At 59.9% G+C, this 9,605-nt stretch carries 12 protein-coding genes and 2 tRNA genes; 5 read left to right on the top strand and 9 right to left on the bottom strand.

What is annotated here, in order from left to right:
* The first annotated feature begins 45 nt into the window (after positions 1 to 45).
* The 3 genes from ACQKP4_RS14265 to ACQKP4_RS14255 all read left to right on the top strand — a co-directional run bounded on the left by ACQKP4_RS14265 (position 46) and on the right by ACQKP4_RS14255 (position 2,076).
* Positions 46 to 121: transfer RNA gene (locus tag ACQKP4_RS14265), tRNA-Lys, on the top strand.
* A 95-nt stretch (positions 122 to 216) separates the two neighbouring features.
* Positions 217 to 293, top strand: a tRNA-Pro gene (locus ACQKP4_RS14260).
* 157 nt (positions 294 to 450) lie between these two features.
* Positions 451 to 2,076, top strand: a complete 1,626-nt coding sequence (locus tag ACQKP4_RS14255; RefSeq protein WP_427634071.1) for a methyl-accepting chemotaxis protein — start codon at positions 451 to 453, stop codon at positions 2,074 to 2,076.
* Positions 2,077 to 2,138: 62 nt separating this feature from the next.
* On the opposite strand, the gene ACQKP4_RS14250 is transcribed toward ACQKP4_RS14255, so the two are convergent.
* The 5 genes from ACQKP4_RS14250 to ACQKP4_RS14230 form a co-directional block, all read right to left on the bottom strand.
* On the bottom strand, positions 2,139 to 2,537 hold the full coding sequence (locus tag ACQKP4_RS14250) for an EF-hand domain-containing protein (RefSeq protein ID WP_427634070.1): 399 nt from the start codon (positions 2,535 to 2,537) through the stop codon (positions 2,139 to 2,141).
* Positions 2,538 to 2,850: 313 nt separating this feature from the next.
* A complete protein-coding gene (locus tag ACQKP4_RS14245; RefSeq protein WP_427634068.1) occupies positions 2,851 to 4,149 on the bottom strand; it encodes an NAD(P)/FAD-dependent oxidoreductase in 1,299 nt (432 codons plus the stop codon).
* Between the two features lie 60 nt (positions 4,150 to 4,209).
* Positions 4,210 to 4,383 carry a DUF3094 domain-containing protein gene (locus ACQKP4_RS14240; protein WP_008028730.1) on the bottom strand — a complete coding sequence of 58 codons (174 nt, stop codon included), beginning with the start codon at positions 4,381 to 4,383 and terminating at the stop codon, positions 4,210 to 4,212.
* Positions 4,384 to 4,434: 51 nt separating this feature from the next.
* The gene (locus ACQKP4_RS14235) at positions 4,435 to 4,962 is read right to left on the bottom strand and encodes an MOSC domain-containing protein (RefSeq protein ID WP_427634066.1); all 528 of its coding nucleotides are present in this window, start codon (positions 4,960 to 4,962) and stop codon (positions 4,435 to 4,437) included.
* Positions 4,959 to 5,585 carry a DUF1780 domain-containing protein gene (locus tag ACQKP4_RS14230; RefSeq protein ID WP_427634065.1) on the bottom strand — a complete coding sequence of 209 codons (627 nt, stop codon included), beginning with the start codon at positions 5,583 to 5,585 and terminating at the stop codon, positions 4,959 to 4,961. Before ACQKP4_RS14230 ends, ACQKP4_RS14235 begins: the two co-directional genes overlap by 4 nt.
* 137 nt (positions 5,586 to 5,722) lie before the next feature.
* On the opposite strand from ACQKP4_RS14230, the gene ACQKP4_RS14225 reads away from it, so the two are divergent.
* Both ACQKP4_RS14225 and ACQKP4_RS14220 read left to right on the top strand, forming a co-directional pair.
* Complete coding sequence (locus ACQKP4_RS14225) at positions 5,723 to 6,412, top strand: energy-coupling factor ABC transporter permease (protein ID WP_427634063.1); 690 nt, start codon at positions 5,723 to 5,725, stop codon at positions 6,410 to 6,412.
* 63 nt (positions 6,413 to 6,475) lie between these two features.
* The gene (locus tag ACQKP4_RS14220; RefSeq protein WP_427634061.1) at positions 6,476 to 6,691 is read left to right on the top strand and encodes a hypothetical protein; all 216 of its coding nucleotides are present in this window, start codon (positions 6,476 to 6,478) and stop codon (positions 6,689 to 6,691) included.
* Positions 6,692 to 6,694: 3 nt separating this feature from the next.
* Here ACQKP4_RS14220 and yacG read toward each other — a convergent pair whose 3' ends face one another.
* From yacG to ACQKP4_RS14200, 4 genes are read right to left on the bottom strand one after another with little or no spacing between them, the layout of a single operon-like run.
* On the bottom strand, positions 6,695 to 6,895 hold the full coding sequence (gene yacG, locus ACQKP4_RS14215; RefSeq protein ID WP_427634059.1) for a DNA gyrase inhibitor YacG: 201 nt from the start codon (positions 6,893 to 6,895) through the stop codon (positions 6,695 to 6,697).
* Positions 6,892 to 7,515 carry a dephospho-CoA kinase gene (gene coaE / locus ACQKP4_RS14210; protein ID WP_427634058.1) on the bottom strand — a complete coding sequence of 208 codons (624 nt, stop codon included), beginning with the start codon at positions 7,513 to 7,515 and terminating at the stop codon, positions 6,892 to 6,894. Before coaE ends, yacG begins: the two co-directional genes overlap by 4 nt.
* On the bottom strand, positions 7,512 to 8,384 hold the full coding sequence (locus tag ACQKP4_RS14205; RefSeq protein ID WP_427634056.1) for a prepilin peptidase: 873 nt from the start codon (positions 8,382 to 8,384) through the stop codon (positions 7,512 to 7,514). Before ACQKP4_RS14205 ends, coaE begins: the two co-directional genes overlap by 4 nt.
* Before the next feature lies 1 nt (position 8,385).
* On the bottom strand, positions 8,386 to 9,603 hold the full coding sequence (locus tag ACQKP4_RS14200) for a type II secretion system F family protein (RefSeq protein WP_427634054.1): 1,218 nt from the start codon (positions 9,601 to 9,603) through the stop codon (positions 8,386 to 8,388).
* Between the last annotated feature and the right edge of the window lie 2 nt (positions 9,604 to 9,605).

Here is a 9,605-nt window from a genome sequence, read left to right as displayed (position 1 = left end):
TTGACGCCCGCGGTGTTGCCCAGCGCGTTGGCCTCGACCATTTTTGGGTCGTTAGCTCAGTTGGTAGAGCAGTTGGCTTTTAACCAATTGGTCGTAGGTTCGAATCCCACACGACCCACCATTTTTGAAACCAGTTAACGCTGGGATCAGATCTTAAGATCAGAGGCCAAAAGCACTGATCGAAGAAGGCGACTGTAAAGGTCGCCTTTTTTTTACCGGGGTATAGCGCAGTCCGGTAGCGCGCCTGCTTTGGGAGCAGGATGTCAGGAGTTCGAATCCCCTTACCCCGACCATATTAAAAATCCTCGTATCGAAAGATACGGGGATTTTTTTTGTCCGACAAAAAGCCAAACCCCTTCAAGTCATCGTACAACCTGCCGATAGCCATGCGTCGGGGGACTGCCGAAACACGCCCCTTATCCAAGCCACTACAAAAAAAGGGCGCTCGTTATGTTTCTTCGTCGGTTGAATATTGCTCCTCGGGCTGCCTTGGGGTTCGCCTTGATTGCCGTGCTGGTGGCGCTGCTCGGGGTGTTTGCCCTTGGGAAGATGTCGAGTATTCGCGACAGTGAAGTCGCCGTTGAAAATCAATGGCTGCCCAGCATCCGTGGTGGCGATGAGATCCGCGAGATCATGCTGCGCATTCGTACGATCTCACTGCGTATGGCTCTGGATCAGGACCCGAAAAACCTGCCGCAATACCGCAGCCAGATGGACACCCGGGACAAAGAGCTCAGCGAGAAAATCGCGGCCTACGACAAACTGGTCAACACCGCCGAAGGCAAGGCCTTGTACGACCAGTTCAAGGTGACCTTCGCCGCCTACCGTGCCGGCATTGCGCAATCGTTCGCCCTGGCCGAGCAAGGGCGCCGTGATGAGCTGACCAAGCTGTTGCTGATCGACATGAAAACCGTGGTCGATGGCTCGGGCAAACAACTCACCGACCTGGCCGACCTGTTTGCCAAACAAGTCGCCGCCGAAAGCCAGAAGTCCGCGGCGCACTACGACACCTCGCGAATGATCGTCAGCCTGTTCATCGCGCTTGCGGCCCTGGCCACCGTTGGCTTGGCAATGCTGCTGACCCGCAGCATCGTCCGACCATTGAACGAAGCCTTGCATGCCGCCGAAAACGTGGCCCGAGGCGACCTGACGAGCCACATCGAAACCCACGGCAACGACGAAGTCAGCCGCTTGCTCAAGGCGTTGGCGACCATGCAACAGAACCTCAGGGAAACCCTGCAAGGCATCAGCGGCTCGGCGGCGCAGTTGGCCACGGCGGCGGATGAACTGAACGCGGTCACTCTCGACAGCACGCAAAACCTGCAACAACAGAGCAACGAGATCGAACAAGCGGCCACCGCCGTCAACGAAATGACCACCGCCGTCGAGGAGGTCGCGCGTAATGCGGTGTCCACGTCCGACGCCACGCGTCAGTCCAGTGAGTCCGCGCATGTTGGCCAGGAACGGGTCAGCGAAACGGTTTCGGCGATCGGTGCGCTTGCCAGCGATGTGGAGATTACCGGCGGCCTGGTCCAGTCCCTGGCCAATCAATCCCAGGACATCGGCAAGGTCCTGGATGTGATTCGGGCGATTGCCGAGCAAACCAATCTGCTGGCACTCAACGCGGCCATTGAAGCGGCGCGTGCCGGGGAAAGCGGACGCGGTTTTGCGGTGGTGGCCGACGAAGTGCGGGCGCTGGCGTATCGCACGCAGCAATCGACCCAGGAGATCGAGCAGATGGTCCAGGGCATGCGCAGCGGCTCGACCCAGGCGCTGGATTCGATGCAGGCCAGTTCAACCCGTGCGGCAAGCACCCTGGTGTTGGCCGAACGTGCAGGCGAGGCGTTGCAGACGATTACGGCGTCGGTGCACCAGATTCACGAGCGCAATCTGGTGATCGCCAGTGCGGCGGAGGAGCAGGCGCAAGTTGCGCGGGAAGTTGACGGCAACCTGGTGAACATCCGCGATTTGTCGGTGCGTTCTGCGACCAGCGCGGATCAGACCAGCGCCTCCAGCCATGAACTTTCGCAGTTGGCCAACTCGTTGCGGACCATGGTGCAGCGCTTTCAACTGTAAGGGCGCGAGACGAAAAAAAGCCGCGCTTCTCAACTGAAAAGCGCGGCTTTGACCTTGGACGCTCAGGCGCCTTCCTGGTCTTTCAAGTGCTCGAATAACCCTTTCGGCATTTTCTTGCCATTGGCTTCGAAGTTGGCTTTCACGTTGTCGTAAGCCTCCTGTTCGTCGATGAAGCCATCATGGTTGCTGTCGATTCTGTCGAAGTTGGACTTCGGCGCGACGGCCTGGAACTCGGCGCGGGAGACCTTGCCGTCGCCATCGGTGTCGGTTTTGGCCATCGACGCATCGCCACACTTGCCTTCGCCACATTTGCCTTCAGGGGTTTTCACCACCTGTTCCGCCGAGGCCAGCAAGTAGCCTTGGGACAGCGGCTGCGCAGCGAATACGGAACCGGTCAGCATCATGCCGCCGGCCAAAACCGCGCCCAGCAAACCGATAGTGTTTTGAGTGGTACGGGACATTTCAATGCTCCTGGGTTGCACGACACAACCATTCGATAAAGGACGCCACATGAGTGCGGCGATGACCGTCGCGGGCGGAGGTGCCTTGCTCGGGTGTGGCCATTTAACGAGCGGGGTGTATCGCTACTGTGTCGCGCATGGGGGAGTTTGTAAGCGAAGGAGGGCAAATCGCGGGGAGATACAGTGAGAAACAGATCTGCAAATCAATGGAGATCTGATGTGGGAGCGGGCTTGCTCGCGAAGGCGTTGTGCCAGACAACCTAAATGTTGAATGTCAATTCGCTTTCGCGAGCGAGCCCGCTCCCACAGTGCGTCAGTGAAGCTTGAGTCGCGGCTCGGTGCCGCGCCCGATCTTGCTGCCCAGCATCAGCATCGCCGTACGAAACGCGCCATACAGTGCCATCTGGTGCATGCGATACAGCGACACATAGAACATCCGCGCCAGCCAGCCTTCCAGCATCACGCTACCGGTCAGGTTGCCCATCAAGTTACCCACTGCCGAAAAACGCGACAGCGAAATTAGCGAGCCGTAGTCGGTGTACTTATACACAGGCAGCGGCTTGCCTTCGATGCGCAGCTTCAGCGACTTGGCCAGCAACGAGGCCTGTTGATGCGCCGCCTGCGCGCGCGGCGGCACATTGCGATCGGTGCCCGGTTGCGGGCAGGCCGCGCAGTCGCCGAAGGCAAAGATGTTCTCGTCGCGGGTGGTTTGCAGGGTCGGCATTACTTGCAGCTGATTGATGCGGTTGGTTTCCAGGCCATCGATGTCCTTGAGGAAACCCGGCGCACGAATCCCGGCGGCCCAGACTTTCAGGCTGGCGTTGATCACTTTGCCATCGGCGGTGATCAGGCTGTCCGCCGTGACCTCGCTGACGGCGGCATTGGTCATGACATTGACCCCGAGTTTCTCCAGGGTTTTATGCACAGGCCCGCCGATGCGTTCCGGCAGGGCGGGCAGCACCCGTGGGCCGGCTTCGATCAAGGTGATGTGCATGTTTTCCGGTTTGATCCGGTCCAGGCCATAAGCCGCCAGCTCATGGGCGGCGTTGTGCAGTTCGGCGGCCAGCTCGACGCCAGTGGCACCGGCACCGACGATGGCGACGCTGATCTGCTCGACCTTGTCGGTTTGCCCGGCATGGGCGCGCAGGTAGTGGTTGAGCAATTGCTGGTGGAAGCGTTCAGCCTGTTTGCGGGTGTCGAGGAACAGACAATGCTGCGCTGCGCCCTGAGTGCCGAAGTCATTGGTGGTGCTGCCGACCGCGATCACCAGCGAGTCGTAACCCACTTCGCGCGCTGGCACGAGCTCGATACCGGCTTCGTCATAAGTCGCCGCCAGCTGGATTTTCTTCTGCGCGCGATCCAGCCCGCTCATGCGGCCCAGCTGGAACTCGAAGTGGTTCCATTTCGCCTGGGCAACATAGTTGAGTTCGTCTTCGGAGGAGTTCAGCGACCCGGCCGCGACTTCGTGCAACAGCGGTTTCCAGATATGGGTCAGGTTCGCGTCGACCAGCATCACACTGGCCGTGCCACGTTTGCCCAGAGTCTTACCCAGACGGGTAGCCAACTCCAGACCGCCGGCGCCGCCGCCAACGATGACAATACGATGAGTCATGGGGATATCTCGCAAGGCTAAAAGAAATCGGTGCAGTTACCCGAGCGAGCGCGAGGCAGCTCATAGCGTCAAGTAACTGATAAATCGGCTCAACAGGCCCAAACCAATGGTCACTGCCAACACCACCACCAGGAGCATCCACGGCCGGAAAGGCCGGCGCTCGACTCGGTGCTGGGACAGGTGCAGGTACTCTTCGACATGTTTCTGGTCGTCGGGGTTCAGGCGGCTGGTCATATTGGCCTCGTCAGGTAGACGTTGCTGAATGTGTAGAAGCTACAGGCGGATTTAACGAACGTTGAACGGAGCATAGCCGCTGTCCGGGATAGGCTCGACGCTAACCGTGTCGTCCAGGCGAATGATTCCACTTTGTAGCACCCGGGCGGTGATTCCGCCATGGCCGCGAACCGCCTGAAACGTCCCGGGGCCAAGGTTGTTTTGCAGGCGCGCACAAGGCTGGCACCAACCGGTGGTTTCAAAAATCGCCTGGCCGATTTTGAAGCGTCGGCCCTTGAGGCTGAACAGGTTGATCCCGCTGACGACCAGGTTGCGCCGCAACTCGTTGGGCAACACAGGCTGATCGTCCGGTCGGCCCAGCAGCGAACTGATCACCGCCAGGTGTTCCCACTGAATCAGTGTCACTTGCCGCGCATTGCGTACGCCGGGGCGCGCGCGATCCCCGGTCAAACCCGCTTCGAGCCGGGCTTCCACGGCGTCCAGTTCGATCATTGGCACATGGGGCTGCGGACGCACGCCAATCCAGCGCACGCGACCGATTTGCGGGACGTCGGCAATCAGTTCCTGCAATGGGCTCACAGGCTGATACCGACGTCGAACACAATGCTGCGCCCGAGGTTGCTGCGCAGAAAATCCGGCGCATCCGGGTGCGCGAACAGCACGCGGGCGAAGGTCGGGCCGACAAGCGATAACGAACGCCATCCCTGGCGCAGGTATTCGGTGGGCGGCGGAAAGTGGCTGTTGAGGTCTAGTACTTCGCGCTTGAGACTAGCGAAAGCGATGATGTCCAGTTCACCCAGATCCATGCCGCGTTCTTTGTAGTTGTGCGCTTTTTTGCGCAATGTGGGCGCCAGTCTCAGCAGAAATTCATTGGCGGGGATGCGTTTGGGTTTGGCTTCACGCCGCACCAGTTGACTCAGGGAAAACGCGCTGCGCCGGCGTTGCAATTCATCGCGCCATTCGTCGTTCAGGCGTCGGCCTTCATCGAGGACAAAAAACACTTCGAAATTGGCATCGCGAAACAACACGTCCGGTGGCTCCCCGGCGGGGGCGAATTCTTCGGTGCGGTAGGGAATGTTCAAGCCTTGCAACAGGCGCTGGCAAACCCAACGCTCGCGCTCCCATTTGCGGGCATTGGACAGGAACGCGTTGGCTTGCTCGGCCGCGATGGTCAGCAGGCGTAAATAATCTGAGTCATCCATAGGCCCAAGCTTAGCGTTCAAATGCGACAAGCAGAAAGCATTGCATCAGATGGAGCGACTTTTACGCCGGTGTAGACTGCGTGGGCAGAGCGTTCATCTCACAAGGAGTCTGCGGTGGAGTTCAAGAGGTTCGCGACATGATCGGCGCCGAGTTGCTTTCACCCGAAACGTTGACAGTTGGCTGGCTGATTTTTGTGCCCGCAGTGCTGTGGGCGATGTGGCGCGCGCCGTGGGTCGAGTTGTTCAGCGATAGCCGTCGTCAGCATCTGCTGTTTGGCACGGTGTTCGCGCTGTTCATGTTGTGGCTGGTGCGGCGGTACTTCGATACCGGCGTGTCGTATCACTTCATCGGTTTGACCGCCGTTACCTTGTTGCTCGACTGGCCACTGGCGATCCTCGGTGCGCTGGTGGCGCAAGGCGGGCTGGTGCTGCTGGGGCGGCAGGACCTGGCGGCCGTCGGGGTCAACGGGACGTTGTTCATTTTGCTGCCGGTGCTGGTGACCGAATGCTGCGCGATCCTTGTGGAGCGCGCGCAACCGCGTAATCCCTTTGTGTATATCTTCGTTTCCGGGTTCTTTGCCGCGGCGCTCTCGGCGTTGTTGTGCCTGCTGCTGGCGCTGACGTTGTTGTGGTTCGACGAGCGTTTCGAGATGCCGTACTGGCTGGAGGATTTCGTCGGTTATCTGTGGCTGCTGATTTTCCCGGAGGCGTTTATCAACGGCATGGTGGTCAGCGCACTGGTGGTGTTCAGCCCCGAATGGCTCGAAACGTTCAACCGCACGCGCTACCTGTCGGCGCCCTGGAAGGACGACGATCCCAAGTCGTGATCCATATCAAATCAGCCCGGCGCTGACGCGACCATGCTCGGCAAAACCTTCAGGAGCATCGGCATGAGTGTCTACGAGTGGGCAAGGCAGGAGTTGCGTCAGAGTCTGGATGCGGCGCAGGAAGTTGGATTTGATCCGGGGTTGAGCGTGCGCGCCATGCTCAGCGCGGTGGTGCAGCACAGCAAAACCCTGCGCAGCGCCGAAGACCTGGCCGACGAGTTGCGTTTTCTCGCGGAAAACCTCGATGACAGCCAGGACTACGGCTTTATGCGGCCCTGAGCATCAGTGACGCGGTTCGAAGTCTTCGCTGAACAGATCGTCTTCGGCATCCGGGCTGACCGGAATCTTGTGTTCTTCCGACGCCCAGGCACCCAGGTCGATCAGTTTGCACCGGTCTGAGCAGAAAGGCCGGAACGTGCTGTCGGCGCTCCATTCAACGGGGGCGCCACAGGTTGGGCAGGTGACGACAGGGGGTTGGCTCATGACTGGCCTCCACGCAAAGTAAGGTAAAAGTGATGCAGGCGTTCGACCTCGCTGTGCAGCCAGGCGAGGTCGCGGTCGTTGACCACCACATCGTCGGCGCGGCTCACGCGATTCTCGCGGCTGGACTGGGCCTTGAGGATCGCCTGAACCAGTTGTTCGCTGGTCTGGTCACGCCGCAGGGTGCGTTCGATTTGCAGTTGTTCAGGGGCATCGATGACCAGAATCCGTTGGGTCATGGCGCACTGCCCGGATTCGATCAACAGCGGCGACACCAGAATCGCGTAAGGCGATTGTGCCTTGCCCAGGTGTTCGGCTATTTCCTCGCCGATCAGCGGATGCAGCAGCGCTTCGAGCCAGCGGCGTTCCTCCGGCACCTCGAAGATCAGTGTGCGCAATGCGCCGCGATCCAGTTGCCCGTCGGCTTGCAACACGCCGGGGCCGAAGTGTTCGGCGATTTGTGCCAGTGCCGGGCGACCCGGTTCCACCACCCAGCGCGCGGCGTGGTCGGCGTCGACCACGTGTACGCCAAGGTCGATAAAGTGCTGCGCAGCCGCACTTTTGCCGCTGCCAATGCCGCCGGTGAGGCCGAGAATCCAGGGTTTTTCCACAGGGGTATTCATTTCAAACCGACAAACTGCCAATAGAAGTCGGTTATTTGACCACCCCAGAGCAAGGCAATCCAGCCGGCAATTGCCAGGTAGGGGCCGAAGGGGATCGGGGTCGACATTTTCGCGTCGCGCAGGCGCAGCAAAATCACCCCGAGAATGGCGCCCACCAACGATGACAACAGAATGGTCAGTGGCACTATCTGCCAGCCGCCCCACGCGCCGAGCATCGCCAGTAATTTGAAATCGCCCTGACCGATGCCGTCCTTGCCGGTGATCAGCTTGAACAGCCAGAACACCGACCACAGCAGCATGTAACCGGCAATCGCGCCCCACAGTGCGTCCTGCAACGGCACGAACAGCCCGAAACTGTTGACGATCAGCCCCAGCCACAACAGTGGCAGCACCAGCAGGTCCGGCAGCAGTTGATGCTCGGCGTCGATCAGGCTCATCGCCAGCAGGCCCCAGCTCAACACCAGCACCATGCAGGCCGGCCAACCGAAACCGAAGTGCCAGGCAACAAAGGCGCTGAGCACGCCGCATGCCAGTTCGGTCAGCGGATAACGTTTGCTGATCGGCGCCGCGCAGTTCGAACAGCGGCCGCGTAAAAAAACATAACTGAGCAGCGGAATGTTTTCCCACGCACGAATCCGGTGGGCGCAGTGTGGGCACTGGGAGTGCGGCAGCATCAGGTTGTAGACCGGGCCGGGTGCTTCGGGTGGCAGGCCCAGCACGTCGTGGGCTTGCCGTCGCCATTCGCGGTCGAGCATCTTCGGCAGGCGCCACACCACGACATTGAGGAAGCTGCCGAGCAGCAGGCCGACCACCAAGGCAATTGCCACGAAGACCAGCGGGTAGACGGTCAGAATTTCATTCACAGGCATGTCAGATCGCCGAGCCGAGCTGGAAGATGGGCAGGTACATCGCAACCACCAGGCCGCCGACGATAACACCCAGTACCACCATGATGAACGGCTCCATCAGGCTGGTGAGGTTGTCGACCATGTTGTCCACTTCGTCCTCGTAGAAACTCGCCACTTTGTCGAGCATGTCGTCCAGTGCGCCGGACTCCTCGCCAATGGCCGTCATCTGAATCGCCATGTTGGGGAAGATACCCGATGCACGCATCGAGAAATTCAGCTGCATGCCGGTCGACACGTCCTGCTTGATCCGCAGCACCGCACGCTTGAAAACAATGTTGCCCGTCGCGCCCGCCACTGAGTCCAGTGCTTCGACCAAAGGCACGCCAGCGGCGAACGTCGTCGATAGCGTGCGTGCAAAACGGGCCACGGCCGACTTGTACATCAGCGTGCCAATCAGCGGCAGCTTCAGCAGCCAGGTGTCCATTCGGTCGCGAAAGCCCTGGGACGTCTTGAAGGCATGACGAAAACCGAAAATGGCCGCCACCAGCGCGCCGAGCATGGCCCACCACCAGTGCTGCATGAATTCCGACAGGCCAATGACCATCACCGTGAAGGCCGGCAATTCAGCCCCGAAACCCTTGAATACCGACTCGAATTGCGGCACCACTTTCACCAGCAGAATCCCGGTGACAATGATCGCGACGAATACCACGGCCATGGGGTAAGTCATGGCTTTCTTGATTTTGGCCTTGAGCGCTTCGCTCTTTTCCTTATAGGTCGCCACCCGTTCCAGCAGGGTGTCGAGGGCGCCGGCGTGCTCGCCGGCGTCCACCAGGTTGCAATAGAGCTCATCGAAATACTGCGGCTTCTTGCGCAACGACGCGGCGAAGCTGTTACCCGCCGCGACTTCCTGTTTCACCTCGTCCACCAGTTTGCGCATGGCCGGGTTATCGAAGCCTTCGCCGATGATGTCGAACGACTGCAGCAACGGCACGCCGGCCTTCATCATGGTCGCCATCTGCCGGGTGAACAGGGCGATTTCCTGAGCCTTGACGCGTTTGCCAAAACTGAAAATCGAGGCGGATTTCTTGCGTACCCGGCCGGGATTGATGCCTTGCTTGCGCAGTTGAGCCTTGATCAACGCCGGGTTCTGGCCGCTCAGCTCGCCAGTCATTTTCGTGCCTTTGCGGTCCGTGCCTTCCCAGGCGTAGACGCTGATTTTTGCCGCTTTGACCGCCATGT

Source organism: Pseudomonas sp. NPDC086278 (assembly GCF_050280905.1).
Classification (GTDB): Bacteria; Pseudomonadota; Gammaproteobacteria; order Pseudomonadales; family Pseudomonadaceae; genus Aquipseudomonas.
Note: the sequence above shows the minus strand (reverse complement) of the source record. Positions and strands in the feature narration are given on the sequence as shown.

Bases quoted from the DNA above. Each gene is read 5' to 3' on its own strand.
- ACQKP4_RS14200 (WP_427634054.1), bottom strand. From the start codon at position 9,603: ATGGCGGTCAAAGCGGCAAAAATCAGCGTCTACGCCTGGGAAGGCACG.
- ACQKP4_RS14250 (WP_427634070.1), bottom strand. From the start codon at position 2,537: ATGTCCCGTACCACTCAAAACACTATCGGTTTGCTGGGCGCGGTTTTG.
- coaE (WP_427634058.1), bottom strand. From the start codon at position 7,515: ATGAATACCCCTGTGGAAAAACCCTGGATTCTCGGCCTCACCGGCGGC.
- ACQKP4_RS14225 (WP_427634063.1), top strand. From the start codon at position 5,723: ATGATCGGCGCCGAGTTGCTTTCACCCGAAACGTTGACAGTTGGCTGG.
- ACQKP4_RS14205 (WP_427634056.1), bottom strand. From the start codon at position 8,384: ATGCCTGTGAATGAAATTCTGACCGTCTACCCGCTGGTCTTCGTGGCA.
- yacG (WP_427634059.1), bottom strand. From the start codon at position 6,895: ATGAGCCAACCCCCTGTCGTCACCTGCCCAACCTGTGGCGCCCCCGTT.
- ACQKP4_RS14245 (WP_427634068.1), bottom strand. From the start codon at position 4,149: ATGACTCATCGTATTGTCATCGTTGGCGGCGGCGCCGGCGGTCTGGAG.
- ACQKP4_RS14255 (WP_427634071.1), top strand. From the start codon at position 451: ATGTTTCTTCGTCGGTTGAATATTGCTCCTCGGGCTGCCTTGGGGTTC.
- ACQKP4_RS14220 (WP_427634061.1), top strand. From the start codon at position 6,476: ATGAGTGTCTACGAGTGGGCAAGGCAGGAGTTGCGTCAGAGTCTGGAT.
- ACQKP4_RS14230 (WP_427634065.1), bottom strand. From the start codon at position 5,585: ATGGATGACTCAGATTATTTACGCCTGCTGACCATCGCGGCCGAGCAA.
- ACQKP4_RS14240 (WP_008028730.1), bottom strand. From the start codon at position 4,383: ATGACCAGCCGCCTGAACCCCGACGACCAGAAACATGTCGAAGAGTAC.